This is a genomic window from Desulforhabdus amnigena (assembly GCF_027925305.1).
In the GTDB taxonomy this organism is placed as follows: Bacteria; Desulfobacterota; Syntrophobacteria; order Syntrophobacterales; family Syntrophobacteraceae; genus Desulforhabdus; species Desulforhabdus amnigena.
The window spans coordinates 1782304-1796193 of record NZ_BSDR01000001.1 but is presented as its reverse complement, the minus strand read 5'-3'; the positions used below and the strand labels follow the sequence as shown (position 1 = coordinate 1796193).

The 13890-nt window shown below is 51.2% G+C and carries 16 protein-coding genes, 2 tRNA genes and 1 pseudogene; 13 read left to right on the top strand and 6 right to left on the bottom strand.

Annotation, left to right across the window (positions count from 1 at the left end):
* Positions 1-16 precede the first annotated feature (16 nt).
* The 4 genes from purQ (at position 17) to QMG16_RS07745 (ending at position 2919) form a co-directional block, all read left to right on the top strand.
* Positions 17-826, top strand: coding sequence for a phosphoribosylformylglycinamidine synthase I (gene purQ / locus QMG16_RS07760; RefSeq protein WP_281793397.1), 810 nt, complete (start codon positions 17-19; stop codon positions 824-826).
* A gap of 91 nt (positions 827-917) precedes the next feature.
* On the top strand, positions 918-1739 hold the full coding sequence (gene purN / locus QMG16_RS07755) for a phosphoribosylglycinamide formyltransferase (RefSeq protein ID WP_281793396.1): 822 nt from the start codon (positions 918-920) through the stop codon (positions 1737-1739).
* A 254-nt stretch (positions 1740-1993) separates the two neighbouring features.
* A complete protein-coding gene (locus QMG16_RS07750) occupies positions 1994-2353 on the top strand; it encodes an ArsR/SmtB family transcription factor (protein WP_281793395.1) in 360 nt (119 codons plus the stop codon).
* A gap of 80 nt (positions 2354-2433) precedes the next feature.
* Positions 2434-2919 carry a DsrE/DsrF/DrsH-like family protein gene (locus tag QMG16_RS07745; RefSeq protein WP_281793394.1) on the top strand — a complete coding sequence of 162 codons (486 nt, stop codon included), beginning with the start codon at positions 2434-2436 and terminating at the stop codon, positions 2917-2919.
* Positions 2920-3242: 323 nt separating this feature from the next.
* Here the strand turns inward: QMG16_RS07745 and QMG16_RS07740 are convergent, their stop codons facing one another.
* Both QMG16_RS07740 and QMG16_RS07735 read right to left on the bottom strand, forming a co-directional pair.
* Positions 3243-3602 carry an HNH endonuclease gene (locus QMG16_RS07740; protein WP_281793393.1) on the bottom strand — a complete coding sequence of 120 codons (360 nt, stop codon included), beginning with the start codon at positions 3600-3602 and terminating at the stop codon, positions 3243-3245.
* Positions 3603-3917: 315 nt separating this feature from the next.
* Complete coding sequence (locus QMG16_RS07735) at positions 3918-5366, bottom strand: DegQ family serine endoprotease (RefSeq protein WP_281793392.1); 1449 nt, start codon at positions 5364-5366, stop codon at positions 3918-3920.
* Between the two features lie 236 nt (positions 5367-5602).
* Between QMG16_RS07735 and QMG16_RS07730 the strand changes: the two genes are divergently transcribed.
* Positions 5603-5938, top strand: a complete 336-nt coding sequence (locus QMG16_RS07730; RefSeq protein WP_281793391.1) for a hypothetical protein — start codon at positions 5603-5605, stop codon at positions 5936-5938.
* A 137-nt stretch (positions 5939-6075) separates the two neighbouring features.
* Here QMG16_RS07730 and QMG16_RS07725 read toward each other — a convergent pair whose 3' ends face one another.
* Positions 6076-8247 carry a RelA/SpoT family protein gene (locus QMG16_RS07725; protein WP_281793390.1) on the bottom strand — a complete coding sequence of 724 codons (2172 nt, stop codon included), beginning with the start codon at positions 8245-8247 and terminating at the stop codon, positions 6076-6078.
* Between the two features lie 314 nt (positions 8248-8561).
* Here QMG16_RS07725 and QMG16_RS07720 point away from each other — a divergent pair.
* From QMG16_RS07720 to tnpA, 3 genes and pseudogenes are all read left to right on the top strand, one after another.
* Positions 8562-8635, top strand: a tRNA-Gln gene (locus QMG16_RS07720).
* A 17-nt stretch (positions 8636-8652) separates the two neighbouring features.
* Positions 8653-8728 (top strand) — tRNA-Glu (locus tag QMG16_RS07715).
* A 249-nt stretch (positions 8729-8977) separates the two neighbouring features.
* Positions 8978-9251, top strand: a pseudogene (tnpA, locus tag QMG16_RS07710) (IS200/IS605 family transposase).
* 85 nt (positions 9252-9336) lie between these two features.
* On the opposite strand, the gene QMG16_RS07705 reads toward tnpA, so the two are convergent.
* On the bottom strand, positions 9337-9507 hold the full coding sequence (locus QMG16_RS07705) for an ATP-binding protein (protein ID WP_281793389.1): 171 nt from the start codon (positions 9505-9507) through the stop codon (positions 9337-9339).
* Positions 9508-9744: 237 nt separating this feature from the next.
* Here QMG16_RS07705 and QMG16_RS07700 point away from each other — a divergent pair, with 237 nt between their 5' ends.
* The 5 genes from QMG16_RS07700 to QMG16_RS07680 all read left to right on the top strand — a co-directional run bounded on the left by QMG16_RS07700 (position 9745) and on the right by QMG16_RS07680 (position 13169).
* On the top strand, positions 9745-10188 hold the full coding sequence (locus tag QMG16_RS07700; RefSeq protein WP_281791626.1) for a hypothetical protein: 444 nt from the start codon (positions 9745-9747) through the stop codon (positions 10186-10188).
* Between the two features lie 112 nt (positions 10189-10300).
* Positions 10301-11602, top strand: coding sequence for a DDE-type integrase/transposase/recombinase (locus tag QMG16_RS07695; protein ID WP_281791627.1), 1302 nt, complete (start codon positions 10301-10303; stop codon positions 11600-11602).
* On the top strand, positions 11603-11926 hold the full coding sequence (locus QMG16_RS07690; protein WP_281791628.1) for a hypothetical protein: 324 nt from the start codon (positions 11603-11605) through the stop codon (positions 11924-11926).
* Positions 11896-12321, top strand: coding sequence for a hypothetical protein (locus QMG16_RS07685; protein ID WP_281791629.1), 426 nt, complete (start codon positions 11896-11898; stop codon positions 12319-12321). Before QMG16_RS07690 ends, QMG16_RS07685 begins: the two co-directional genes overlap by 31 nt.
* Positions 12322-12458: 137 nt before the next feature.
* Positions 12459-13169, top strand: coding sequence for a DNA-primase RepB domain-containing protein (locus tag QMG16_RS07680; RefSeq protein WP_281797062.1), 711 nt, complete (start codon positions 12459-12461; stop codon positions 13167-13169).
* A 69-nt stretch (positions 13170-13238) separates the two neighbouring features.
* Here QMG16_RS07680 and QMG16_RS07675 read toward each other — a convergent pair whose 3' ends face one another.
* Both QMG16_RS07675 and QMG16_RS07670 read right to left on the bottom strand, forming a co-directional pair.
* Positions 13239-13577: a hypothetical protein gene (locus tag QMG16_RS07675; RefSeq protein ID WP_281793388.1), complete on the bottom strand. Its 339-nt coding sequence runs from the start codon at positions 13575-13577 to the stop codon at positions 13239-13241.
* A gap of 63 nt (positions 13578-13640) precedes the next feature.
* Positions 13641-13883, bottom strand: a complete 243-nt coding sequence (locus QMG16_RS07670; RefSeq protein WP_281793387.1) for a hypothetical protein — start codon at positions 13881-13883, stop codon at positions 13641-13643.
* Positions 13884-13890 lie beyond the last annotated feature (7 nt).

Sequence of the window (13890 nt, the reverse complement as noted above, 5' to 3'; positions counted from 1 at the left end):
GTAGCAGGAGTCCCCGATGAGCCCTGTAAGAGCTCTTGTTTTGACAGGTTTTGGTTTGAATTGTGATCTGGAAACGGCCTACGCTTTAAAAAAAGCGGGGGCTGAAGCGGAAAGAGTCCACCTCAACACTCTTGTGGCCCGTGAGAAAAATCTCTTGGATTACCAAATATTTGTGGTTGGAGGAGGCTTTTCCTGGGGAGATGATCATGGGGCGGGCGTGATCATGGCCATGCGTCTCAAACATCGCATGAAAGACGATATCCTCGGATTTGTGGAAGGTGGAGGGTTGGTCCTCGGAATATGCAACGGTTTTCAAGTGCTCGTGAATCTGGGTCTTCTCCCCGGCTTCGAAACACGGGCCATGAAGCGTGAAGTCGCCCTGATCAATAACGACTGTGGCGGATTCCGGGATCAGTGGGTTCATCTGGCTGCCAATCTTTCTTCGCCGTGCATTTTTACCAAGGGAATCGATAAAATCGAATTGCCCGTCCGCCACGGCGAAGGCAAGTTTTTTACCGAACCGGATGTTCTGGCCCGTTTGGAGGAACAAAACCAGGTCATCCTGCGGTATGCGTTGCCCGATGGCGGAACGGCGCAAGGGGAATTCCCACACAATCCCAACGGATCTGTGGCGGACATTGCGGGAATTTGCGATCCCACGGGCCGTGTTGCCGGCCTGATGCCTCATCCTGAAGCCTTCAATCATTGGACGAACCATCCCGACTGGACCCTGCAAAGGGAGATCGTAGGGCGCCGGGGGGGAGATTTTTCCGAGGAAGGTGATGGAATTCGCATTTTCCGTAATGCCGTCAATTTTTTTGAATGAGCTTGAGTTCGTTCTGGTAACTTCTTTGAAATTTAAAAGAAACGGGAGGCAGCGGTTTCAGTCTGCCGTCAACATTCCATAGAAATATTTCATGAATACCACACGTCGAAAACTGCGTCTTGCGGTTCTGGTTTCTGGAGGAGGGACGAATCTTCAGGCCCTTCTGGACCGTGCTGCCGAAGGAGAACTTGCTGCGGAGGTCGTGGTTGTAACCAGTGACAGGGCCGATGCTTATGGGTTGGTGCGCGCCGAAAGAGGCGGCATTCCGCACCACGTAGTGGATTACAAAGCTCATCTTCAGCGGGCGAGGGAGCTTGACCTTTTAGAGGAAATCCTGCCTGTGGATTTGGAAGAATTGGACCGCAGGCAAAGGATACTGAAAACAAAGGATCCGCTGAAGCGGTTGCGTCATCTGGCGGGACTTGTGTTTGCCGAAAAGGAAATGATGGAGCTGCTGGACGGATATCATCCAGATTATATCTGCCTGGCGGGGTTCATGCGGTTGCTCTCACCCTATTTTATCAGCCACTACAATCAAAGAGACTCATGGCGTATTTTGAACGTTCATCCTGCGCTCCTGCCCGCCTTTCCCGGACAGCACGGGTATGAGGATACTTTTGCTTATGGTGCAAAATGGGGCGGGGTCACGGTTCATTTTGCGGATGAGGGTGAAGATACAGGGCCCATCATTGCTCAGGGAGTCTATCCCATCTGGCCGGCAGATGATCTTGAAAAGATCCGTAAACGGGGATTGCAGCTTGAATATGAGGTATATTCTCAGTGTATCAATTGGCTGGCTGCGGGACAGGTAAAAATGCAGCAGGATGCGGACGGGCGAATGAAAACATTGATATGCGACCCTTCATATGCCGATATTCTCAGCAAATGGATTCGAAAAAGCTTTGCTTTTTAAGGGTACCTTGACACCCTCCCTAATTCTTGCCCCTGTCTGATTTTGCCGCGTTCCTTTACCAAAATCGGTCCCTGCCGTTGCAAATCCTCCACCAAGAGGCCTTTTTACCCTGTTTTTCAAATTCCGGATCGATCGGCAATCTTGTGAGATTTTTCCAAGAAATTTTTATCGTAAAAAAGCAATTGACAATATCAGAATATTCTTATATTCTAACAATCAAATATAACGATAATAAAGAGGAGAAGGATTGACCTGTGTCTGAAAATTCTCTTACAGTGCTTGAAACGGAGCAGCTTCAAAGAGCTGCGGATATACTCAAGACTGTTGCTCATCCCACACGCCTGCAAATCATTGATTTGCTGGAGCAGGGAGAGAGGACGGTTTCAGAGTTATGTCAAAGCCTGGGAACTCAACAGCCCTATACCTCTCAGCAGTTGAATTTGATGAAATCCAAGGGAATCCTCTCTTCTCGCCGGGAAGGCAACCAGGTGTATTACGCTATTGCCAATTATAGTGTGGTAAAGGTGATACGCTGCGTTCGACAGCAGGTCGGAGGTGCTGAGAAGGGTGCGGAAGAATGTGTAAAGGAATTCAATTCCAAACCCAGCAGTTGACCAAGATTGTGATTCATGGAACGAAACCGAGACGATTTAAGCCGGATGATGCAAACATTCGACTCGTAGGAGGAAAAAACATGTCTGAAGTAGTGAGTTTAAACATTGAAAAATCATTACAACCCGCTCCTGAAAGGGAAAGTTGTACTTTCATTTGCAGTCGAGGGACCCTGGATGGGGCTTATCCTGCGCTCATCCTTGCCATCAATGCGCGTAGACTGGGAATGGATGCCACTGTTTTCTACACTTTTATGGGAATCGAAGTGATTCGCAAGGGGGGAGCCCCCAAGTGCAAGTTCATTCCTCAGGGTACCCTGGGGGCCATTCCCGGGATGGCAACCGTCGCCACAAGAATGATGAAAAAGCAGATCGAAGGTGCCGAAATTCCCTGCGTGGAAGATCTGCTGGAAATGGCGCAAGCGGAAGGAGTGAAGTTCGTTGCGTGTAAAATGACGATGGATATGATGGGGATGACAGCGGAAGAACTGATCGATGGTGTGGAAATCCAAACAGCTGAGGATTACCTGAAACATGCTCGCTACTGTAAGATCAATATGTTCACCTAAACGGGCATTCGAGTAGGTTCCTTCCCATTTCTGCAGCGGCGCTTCCCGGTTGGTTTTGTTTCGTGGGGCGCCGTTGAAATTTAAAAGATCCGGCTGGAGAAGCAAGTCCTCATGGGGAGGGCATGGCGGATGACCAAGGCCACAGAAGTGCTCATACGGTATTGCCTTGAGTGCATTTTTGAGCGGCTAGGGCACAGATTTGCTGAGCTTTCTTATGAAAAGAGCATTTGGCCATCGCCTCCTGCTTCTCTTCCATTTCCTGAGTGGTTCGGAACGTCCAGGTGCTTGAGTCTGTATAGCAGTAAATCGCTAATTGGCAATTTTTACATTCTTCCATCTCGGTTACCCTCTGATTGATCCTTCCAATTATACTTTTCCTTTGTGGATTCTTCAGCCGAAAAGTCCCTGAGATAGGCTTCCCATTCTATGGGAAGTAAATACTTCTTCTGGTTATTGCAGGTCTTACAAGCGGCCACCACATTCCCTTTGGTGGACTTTCCGTCACGAATCAAGGGGATCACATGGTCCATCGTCAGTTCTTCCGGGGGTGTCGGCTTTCTGCAATAGTAACAGATTCCCTTGGAAACCTGTCTTTGCCACCACTGGGTTTTTCGCAGCGCTCTTGCCTTTTCCTTTTCACGCCGGACGGATTCCGGTGATGCTGTCACCAAAAAAACGCTCATATTGGAATAAAACTCCATCTATCTAAAATCTCTTTCAAATTTATAAAATATCGTAAGAGACCGGAATGCCTCCCCCTGACTGGAAGGGAGAGATGCAAGGCGGAAGGGAAAGTTCGATACACTCTTGAAAAACGATGTTATTATGAATTATGTGCCTTTTTTCATATAAAAGGGAGTTGGCGGATTCCAATATCCCACTATTCACCACGGAGACACGGAGGGCACGGAGAATGTTTCAGAATTCCTCTGCGATCTCTGTGTCTCCATGGTAAATGGGGATTTCAAGAGTGACTCACTCCCTAACTTCTCTTTTTCCTAATCGGTTGCTTTGAGTGCAACATAAAATGTATTTTGTCCGCGCTTGACCAGAAGGAGCAGAGTCTCACCCTTCTTGGGAACTTTTACGATCTGGCTGTAATCTCGCATGTTTTGGATCTTCTGCCGGTTCGCTTCCTTGATGAGATCCCCCATGCGCAACTGTGCTTCTGCAGCAGGGCTTCCCGGTTCGATGCCGGAGATGACGACTCCGCGTTCATTTTCATCCCAGCCAAAGCGCTGCGCCAAATCAGGGGTTATGTTCTGGACGGTCAAACCCCAGGCGGATTTTTTTGCTTCAGGTTCTGCCTCCTGAGTTTCATCGGGCATTGTCCCGATCACGACGGTAATCTCTTTTGCCTTGCCGTCCCGCACGATCTGAACATTCACCTTGGAGTCGGGTGGAGTAATGGCCACGAGGCGGGAGAGTGTATGAGCGTTGTCGACTTCTTTTCCGTCAAAGCGGGTGATGACATCCCCACGTTTTATCCCAGCCTTATCCGCGGCACCATCCGGTACGACATCGCCAACGATGACGCCTTTCTTTTCTTTGATACCAAAAGATTCGGCCAATTCAGGAGTAATATCCTGAATCATGACCCCAAGCCAGCCGCGGATGATCTTTCCGGATTTGAGCTGTGGGATCAATTCCTTGGCGACATTCACGGGGATCGCAAAACCAATTCCCTGGCCTTGAGCCACAATGGCGGTGTTGATTCCCACCACCTCACCTCTCATATTGAAAAGAGGGCCTCCACTGTTGCCGGGATTGATGGCGGCATCCGTCTGAATGAAATCGTCATAGGGCCCGGCGCCGATGATGCGCCCTTTGGCACTGACAATACCTGCGGTCACCGTATTGCCCAGTCCAAAGGGATTGCCGACGGCCATGACCCAATCTCCAACGCGTATGGAACCGGAATCACCGAGTTCCGCCGGCGCGGGAAAATCCTTGTCTGTTTTGACCCTGATAAGTGCCAGATCCGTTTTGGGGTCCCGCCCAACCACCTTGGCATCATATTCCTTGCCGTCCTGGGTTTTTATCTTTATTTCATCCGCTTTTTCAACCACATGATTGTTGGTGAGGATGAGCCCTTCGGAATCGATGATGAATCCTGATCCCAACGCATGAGTTTTCATTTCACCCTGTGGCATTTCCCCCCCGAAGAACTTTTTGAAAAACTCGTCTCCAAAGAATTCCCGGAAAGGAGAATTGGGGGACATGAAGGGCTGCATGGGATTATCTTTAATGACCTGGGTAGTAGAAATATTGACAACCGTGTGATTGACCTGCTCCGCAAGGTCTGCAAAAGAAGGCGGCCCTTGAGTGCCCAAGGATGCAAACGCTGAAGGTGAAAGATGGAGTGAGACCGCCAACATCATCAAAGCGATAAAGATCATGAGAGATGCCCGCCCACGTGCAACCGACTTTCCATAATGAAATGTCATTGATACTCCTTTCTAAATCCCAATTGAAAAATAAAGTCATTGAGGGATCGAAAATGCTATTTGAGAGATTTTACCTTTGTCTCGTCACCGTTGAATTCAGGGTACCTCTTGATCAAAAAGGCGTACCCCTATTTCTGAATCGGCTTCCAACACCCCGGGAAAGATGTTATAAACAACATAAACTAATTGGGTAAAAAATCAAGCTACATATAGGAAGACAGACGAAGGAGAGTCTGGTGTTCGAAGGACGGTTAAATATTATAGAAGCCTGTGATAAGGCTGAGCGTATTGTGTACAAAGCAAAGGAGATAGAGCGCCTTCATCGGAAGGCCATCCGCTATCTGGGGGTTGGAGCTCTGCGGACCAGCGTACTCAATATGGCGGTGGAAGCGCTTGAAGAAGAGGAATTGAAGAAGGAAGTATTCATCAACAATGAAAGCCTGTTGAGTTTCTTCTGCGGAGTGTGGATACAATTTTTGCTCATTGAAATTGCAGGCGTGAAAAGAGAGAAGCTTCAGGCCATTGCTCAAAGAGTATTTGAAGGCATCCAGGAAGAGAAATCACTCCATTGAAACCATTTTCTCATTTCCATCCCTTGCAGCTGTAATTGGGTTGCGTAATTCATGGCAGCGGTATTCAGAAAAACCTGCAAAAAAAATCTGGTGATTCTGTGTTGTGAAATTCATCCGTGAGGCAAGAATCATTCCTTTCAAAACACGGTGGATTCATTGTGTTGCAGGTGCCTTTTTCTAAGCCCCCCTTCCCGACCGTAATATTCAATGGAAAGATGTTGTGCCGGCAGATTCATGAAAAAATCATGAGCTTCCTTGAAATCTCTCAGCTTAACATTCATTAGGATCACGGGCTGATCGTGCTTATCCAAAATGTGTTCGATTTTTTGCACTTGTATTTCCCCCTTTATCCTGGAGAGGATAGGCAGGAGAGAGCTCATCGTCTCGTGGAGGACCTGGATTTGAAACACCAACGGATATCGCCAGGCTTTCTGAGCGCACCATTGGACATCGACCAGTTGTTGTGGTCGAAGATCATGGCGGACAAGCAGATCCTGACAGTCTCGGTGGTGAAAAGTGATCCCTCTTTCACTCAGAGTGGCGACGATATCCTCCTGGCCGGGGTATGGATTGCAGCAGCGGGCGAATTTGTGAATGGCCTTGTCCAATTCACAAATGGAGATAGTGTTGCGTTCAAGTATCGGTTCCAGGGAAGGCTGCTTTTCCCGCTCCGTATTACTCGATACGGATTCTAGGTAATAAAGGATCAGGTGAGGATCGATCAAATCCTGGCCGATCCGTATAAAGAGTTCTGAAAGATCCTTGAGATTGAGTATTTCCAACATGAGCCGGGTGCTTTCACCCAGAAGCACATCCGAGGCCAGCCCGTGGCGCTCGATTTCCTGCTCCAGAATCTGCCGCCCAATCTCTTCAGCATAGTGGGATCTCTTCTGCTGAAGGTGGCGGTTTATGGCGGTGCGGGCCTTGGGGGTCTTGCAGAGTTCCTCCAGATCGGGGTCCACATCCAGCGGGTCGGGTGAAGTCAGAATTTCTACCGTATCGCCATCCTGAAGCCTGCGGGTGGGAGGGGCCCAATCATTGTTGATCAAGGCCCCTTCGCAGAAATCCCCCAATTCTGAGTGGATTTTATAAGCAAAATCCAGGACTACGCTGTTTCTGGGAAGATAGAAAATATCACCATTGGGACTGTAAACGAAAGTGTCTTCCGTTTCGGAAAGGCGGATGAGAGCCTTCCGCTGCGTGGCAGCGCCTCCATACTCACCGATGGACCGCAGCAGTTCACTCACCTCATGCCAATGTTCGTCACTCAAAGCTTCCTGTGCGTCCCATTCAGCCAAAACTCCAAAGGCTGCCCATTGGTCCATCTCCGGGGTGCGAATCTTGATGAGATAATTCTGACCCTTCACATGGACACGAACGTGCAGACTCCTGTAGCCATTGCTTTTAGGGTTGGCTATGAAATCTCTCATGCTGCGTGGAATGGGGGGATAGGTACTGTTTACGATCCCCAGGGCCAGGTAACAATCCAGAATGTTTTCCGTAGGAAGAATGATGGCGAAGTCTATGTAATTTTCTGGATTCAAAGGGTCAAGGCTGCGCTTTCTGGGGTCATAGTAGCTTCCAAGACCCTTGGGGCGAGGGCGTATGACAACAGATGGGATCTTGTCGGAAAAAGTCCTTTTTAGAGTCTCTTCAATTTCAACAACTTCAGGTGAACTGCGAATTTCCCGGATCCGGTTGAGAATTTTCTTGCTCTTGCGAGGATAGAGAAAGGAGAGAGCCAGATGGTAGAGTTCCCTTTTCAGGGGAAACAAATTGAGCCTCGCCGCAATGGGGGCATAGACCTCTACGGTTTCCTGCGCGATCCTCTGACGTTTGGCCAGGGGCAGAAAATGGAGGGTACGCAAATTGTGGAGACGGTCCGCAAGTTTGATGATGAGCACACCCAATCGCCGACTGGCGCTGAGGAAGATCTTGCTGTGAGTGAGGTCTTTCAGTGCCGCGCGGTCCAGGTGGTGGCGAGTCAACTTGGTGCATCCGTCGACCAGCTCCGCGACCGTCTCTCCAAAACGGCTTTCTATATCTTCAAGAGTGATGGAAGGAACATCTTCGACTACATCATGGAGCAGCGCAGCAGCCAGAAGTATGGGGTCTTTGAAACCCAGCTCCCGAATCAGGATCTCGGCCACTGCACAGGGATGGCTGATGTAGGGCGCCCCGGATTTCCTGATCTGGCCTTTGTGAAGATCGTGAGCGAAACGCAGTGCATTGAAAAAAACCTTGTTTTCTTCTTTGCTGTCATCCAGATAGCGGGCTATTCGGGAATGATAATTTTCCAAATCAAACAAGTGAGGATCCCTTCTTGATCCTTTGGATGGTGCGTAGCTCATGTTTTTCTTAATGCCTTGAACGCTCACGGTTGCCTCACAGAGTAAAATAGTTAATCGAAAGCAAAGCAGATAGACGAATGTGCCGTCGGTTTCTCTTCAAGAGTAGTCTTGCAAGCGAAATGGATCGATAACTGTAATAGCCTGAAGTCGATGAAGCTTTTTCTGCCTTGCTCAAAAACGATTATAGAATAACTTCCTAATCGAAACAAGCAATTGGAGACGATGTTTTTCCTTGACACCACAGGTGATTTTGATTATGTTCTGCAGGTCGTTGGGGGATCGTCCAGCGGCAGGACTGCAGACTCTGGATCTGCCTACCTAGGTTCGAATCCTAGTCCCCCAGCCAAACCCCAAAAAACAAAAGGTCCCATCGTCTAGCGGCCTAGGACACTGGCCTCTCACGCCAGAGACACGGGTTCGAGTCCCGTTGGGACTACCATCGAGATGATTGGGACCATGGAAATTAAGGGCTTACATCGAAAGGTGTGAGCCTTTTTTCATGGTTGCTGTGTTGGTTCTTCTCCTCCGCAAACTCCGTGATCCGATAGGGCCACGTCCAACTGTCCTTTGCGAGTGCAAAGCAGACTGTGTCTGATCCATATTCAGGAGCCGCATCTAGAGACTGCAGGATTAAACGACACGCGCTTCCGTGTGGTCCGCAGAAGCGAAGGCGAGAAGGTGAAGTCTTATGTCAAGGGCTGACCCCAATTGGCATTACAGGCTTATCTCGATTCCGCCCAAGTACTCGGTTGCTCAAGTGGTGGGGTATATCAAAGGCAAGAGAGCCATCCACATTGCAAGGACGTTTCCTTGGTCAGAGGAAGAATTTCACTGGCCACAATTTTTGGGCGCGCGGATACTTCGTGTCCACGGTGGGTAAAGATGAGAAGATGATCCGCGAATATATCAAAAAGCAGGAAACCGAGGATCGCAGACTCGATCAACTGCATATGTTCAAGTAGCCGCCACCTTTAGGTGGCCAATGGTTTACAACCGCTTTGAGCGGTCCATATTTTCAAGCCTCCGGCTTTGCCGGAGGTATTTGACTCATGGGAGAACATTGTGTCCCCCCGCAGCGGCGACTTCCAAACCCCGCTTGGTATGTTCCTGCCCTTTCACCTCTTCAAAATCCATTTCGTTGAGCATTTCAAAATTCCAGATTTCTCCGGGAGCCAGCCGAAGGGGTTGGAGATCGGATTGGCCGTTCAGGAAGCTCACGACTTCCGAAAGGTGGTTTACAGGATATATGGAGAGCTCTCTCTTGTTGTCTTGCAGAATGTCCTGACCCCAAGATAGTGGTTTCGTTCACGATGTTTTGACTGAAAGCGCGAACTGGTCAATTTATATGGACGGTTTGATGCAAGCGGATCGAGTGGATGGTGTAGGGGAAAAGAGTGCGGCAATCACTCCTTACCCCCGAACAAAGTGGGTTCCCCCCCAACACAGAGCATTCCATTGATACTGTTCGTAAGCGTTGCAATCAAGAGTCTCGTTGAGCTCGGGCGTCGGTATGAGTGGCCCAAGGACCTGGTATGCCCCGAGTGTGGCTCTCGCCTGTGGGGCCATGGCTTCGTACAGGCCTGGTTTGATGGATGCCCGCAGGCGGTCCGGCTTGCCCGGTACCGATGCAGCCAATGTCGCAAGGTGTTCCGGGCCCGCCCGGTCGGCTACTGGAGCCGATTCCAGGCTTCCATTTCAGACATCCGTGAGAGCCTTTCCCATCGTTTGAGTCACCTCCGATGGCCATCCGGCCGTTCCCCTTCCCGTCAGCGCCATTGGCTGAGCGGCCTAAAAAAGCAGATCCTCGCCCGATGGGGTGCCGGCTGGGCGGGAAATTTTCTGGAAGCCTTCGATCAGTTATGCCGGGAGGGTATTCCCGCCGTGAGCCGGTCGATTTAATTCGGGCTCCCAGCCTCGATTGACACACCCCACCGAAGCGTGCTTTTGCCTCCGGAGGCCTTTTCACGCTATTTCCTGGGAAAACCCAAAACACATAAAGAGGAGGTTTTCCATGGATGAGCAGCAACAAAAGGATGTGGCCGTATTCCGCTTTGGCGTCATCAGCGACTTTGTCACCCGAAACGCGATGGATCGTGGCGAGCAGGAGAGGCTCCTTACCGAAAAATGCGAACAGTCCTGGCAGATTCCCCACTCCAACCGCTCCCGCCTGGCCCGATCCACCATCCTCGGCTGGATCAAAGCCTATCGCCAGGGTGGCGGCAGACTCGAATCCCTTTACCCCGGCAGCCGAAACGACCGTGGGGTGAGCCGGATCATTGACGAGGAAACCGGGGGTCTCATCGCTCGACTGAGGGCCGGGATGCCCAAATGCTCCCTTCCCACATTGATCAAAGAGCTCGAGAAGCGAAAGCTCCTTCCCGCCGGTATGGTCTTGAGCGAAAGCACCCTCTACCGCTTTCTCAAACGCGAAGGACTCCTCAAGGCGGCACCGCCCCCTGCCGTCGATCGCAGGAAATTTGAAGCCGAGCTCCCAAACGATCTGTGGCAAAGCGACGCCCTGCATGGCCCCCTGGTCATGGTGGGAGAGAAGCGGCGAAAGACCTACCTTTTTGCGTTCATTGACGACATGAGCCGTCTCGTTCCTCATGCCGCCTTCTTTTTAAACGAGAACCTCGACTCCTACCTGTGCGCACTCAGACGCGCTCTTCTCAAGCGTGGACTTCCCCGCAAGCTCTACGTGGACAATGGAGCCGCCTTCCGCTCCAGGCTCCTCCATGAGATCACGGCATCCCTTGGAATCGCCCTCGTCCACTCCAAACCCTACAAACCCCAGGGACGCGGCAAAGTGGAGCGCTTCTTTCAAACCGTTAGAGCCCAGTTTCTTGCATCCGTTGAGGCAGACTCCCTCGAAGCTCTCAACGAGCAGTTCGACCAATGGGTCACGACCGTCTATCATCAGCGTCCTCACGGGGGCACCGGAGAGCCTCCCCTGAAGCGATTTGCCGATCACATGGAATGCATCCGCCCCGCCCCTAAATACCTCGAGGACTACTTCAGGAAGCGCGCACGAAGGAAAGTGGCAAACGATCGCACCGTATCGCTCAACGGTAGACTCTACGAGGCTTCTGTCGCCCTCATAGGATCCCAGGTCACCCTCCTCTACAACGAGGACGATCCCACCCGGGTCGAAGTCCAGCTCGGGGGCCAATCCCACGGCTTTCTCACCCCCCTTGATCTCAACGTCAACTGTAGGGTGCGCCGCAACCACTCGACCGGCCTCGTGATCGAAAACACCGGCAAACCGGCCATTTCTTCCGGCAGGCTTTCCTTCTCCAATCGGGAGGACCAGTAGATGAAGCCCTCCTATCTCACTTTCTTCGGTTTCCTCCATGAGCCCTTTGGCGCAGACATCCGGATCGATCAGATCCTTCAAACCCCCGAAGTGCTCGCCGTCTCGGACCGGCTCGAATATACCGTACGCCTTGGCGCCATCGGCCTGGTTACAGGAGATGTCGGATCAGGCAAATCGACGGCCTTGAGATGGGCTCTGAGCCGCCTCCATCCTTCCGAGTACCGTCCCCTGTGGATCACCGCCTCATCAGACGCCAAATCCTCGAGCTTGCCTGCAACCGCAAACAAAGACCCGTGCTCGTCGTCGATGAAGCCTCTCTTCTAAGGATCGAAGTCTATGCCGAGCTCCATACCCTCACCCAGTTCGAGGGCGACTCCAAACCTTACCTGCCCATCATCCTGGCCGGCCAGAACAATCTGGTCGATCTCCTGCTCTACCGGACTTCCGTCCCCCTGGCATCGAGAATCGTTTCCCGCTGCCACCTCCAGGGTATCACACGAGAGGACATGGACCGCTACCTCAACCACCATCTCAAAATCAGCGGAGTCTCCCAGCAGATCTTTGCCGATGCGGCCGTTACCGCCATCCAGCAAGGCTCGGGGGGATTGCTCAGACGAGCCAGTCATCTCGCCCGGGGCGCCCTCATCGCTGCTGCACATGAAAAAAACCAGATCGTTTCGGCCGAGCACGTGCGCATCGCTTCAACCGAGCTCATTTGATGTGAAAACCGGCAAGGCGTCTGCCCGGGGCGCCTTGCCCCCCCAAAGGAGCCTCTCCCATGGAAAAGCTCTTTCAAAAGATGGCCTGATACTTCCTCAACCTTTGGCAACTCGGCGTCCTCGATCCACAAAAGGGACTGTGGACCGTAAAACCGGCTCTCGAGAAGATCGCCTACCTCAGATCCCAAAATGCCCGGGGCTGCCACATACTCATAAAGCCCCTCTGCATCGACCATTACCTCCTGGCCGACGACATTGACCGACAAACCCTTCTGCGACACCACTGCTTCCCCTCCGGACAGTGGAAACCCGCTCGAATGATCGTTGAGACCTCACCGGAAAACTTCCAGGTATGGGTTCACTCCAGCAGAGCATTGTCCCTGGAAGAAAAATGCATGTGGCTTGAAAGAATGCGAAGCGATCCGGCAGCACATCCCAAAAACCGCTGGGGGCGCTGTCCCGGCTTTCGCAACACCAAGGAAAAGCACCGCTCCCCTACGGGACGCTTTCCCCTTGCAAGGCTCATCTGGATCGACTGGGACTCGCAGGCCGACATCCCCCTGCTTGTCCCGGAATCAAAACCATCCCTCCTTTCCCATCCCTCCCGAAGGGTGTCTGTGTGCCATCCGGCTGATCCCTGCCGATACCATTTCAAGAAAGACAACGAGTCCACAACCGACTTTGCTTATGCACTCTCTCTGGCCAGAAGAGGCTTCTCGGACGATCAGATCCGGCAGCGCATTCTCTCGGAGAGAACCGACTGGAGCAATCATAAGGGGGAAAAAAGAATCCAAGACTACCTCGATCGCACCATCGGCCGTGTCAAACAGGTAGTCAACAATTCCTGAGCCCGCTATTGAATGTCAAAATAGCCTGGTCGACTTTCCCTTCAATCCAGAATAATCAGAACCAAAAGGTCAGATCAATTTGAGAGGCAACACCCGTCCCTGGCTCTCCAGTTGGTGTACACGAGCCCGGCTCTCCTTGAGCTCTTTTTTGAACTTGTCGCGCTCCGCCTTGACCCGGGCCAGCTCTTTACTCTGGTAGCGGTTCTTCTCAGCTCTGCACGCGGCTTTCTGTTTCCAGTTATCCCGGCTCCTTTTGTATCTGGTCTCCGGACTCATAGCGCACCCGCCCACCGAGATGCGCCGCCGCTGCCACTGAGGATGTGTATTTTGATCATTGTACTTACCTCCCGGATTATGGCTGATAAAATCCAGGTTATCGTACAACTGTGGACACAACCTGTCCAACACTTATGTGGCCCAAATCCCGAGCACTAAAATCAGCCCTCAGAGGCCATTTTTGGACGCCCTAGTTTAATTCAATACTTCATCGACCTTACATATAAAGTCAAATATCTCGTTCCTAATTTCTCCAGATAAAAGAGGGGAATTGAGTAATACTTGGTCGAGTTCCCATCTTAATATCATTAGTATTTCCGTTGCTGTAGAACCTGCAGAAATTGCATCGACTACTTTGCTTGCTTGGTCGGTAAGGTTCTCTTTTTCAAGTTTTCGGGCAATCTCTCTGGCCTTACTATAGAAATCATATGTCTCCATAGTGTTC

What these genes read in the sequence shown, in the direction of transcription:
- purN (WP_281793396.1), top strand. Translation starts at nt 918, where the DNA reads ATGAATACCACACGTCGAAAACTGCGTCTTGCGGTTCTGGTTTCTGGA.
- QMG16_RS07670 (WP_281793387.1), bottom strand. Translation starts at nt 13,883, where the DNA reads ATGGAGACATATGATTTCTATAGTAAGGCCAGAGAGATTGCCCGAAAA.
- QMG16_RS07695 (WP_281791627.1), top strand. Translation starts at nt 10,301, where the DNA reads ATGGATGAGCAGCAACAAAAGGATGTGGCCGTATTCCGCTTTGGCGTC.
- QMG16_RS07740 (WP_281793393.1), bottom strand. Translation starts at nt 3,602, where the DNA reads ATGAGCGTTTTTTTGGTGACAGCATCACCGGAATCCGTCCGGCGTGAA.
- QMG16_RS07690 (WP_281791628.1), top strand. Translation starts at nt 11,603, where the DNA reads ATGAAGCCCTCCTATCTCACTTTCTTCGGTTTCCTCCATGAGCCCTTT.
- purQ (WP_281793397.1), top strand. Translation starts at nt 17, where the DNA reads ATGAGCCCTGTAAGAGCTCTTGTTTTGACAGGTTTTGGTTTGAATTGT.
- QMG16_RS07735 (WP_281793392.1), bottom strand. Translation starts at nt 5,366, where the DNA reads ATGACATTTCATTATGGAAAGTCGGTTGCACGTGGGCGGGCATCTCTC.
- QMG16_RS07745 (WP_281793394.1), top strand. Translation starts at nt 2,434, where the DNA reads ATGTCTGAAGTAGTGAGTTTAAACATTGAAAAATCATTACAACCCGCT.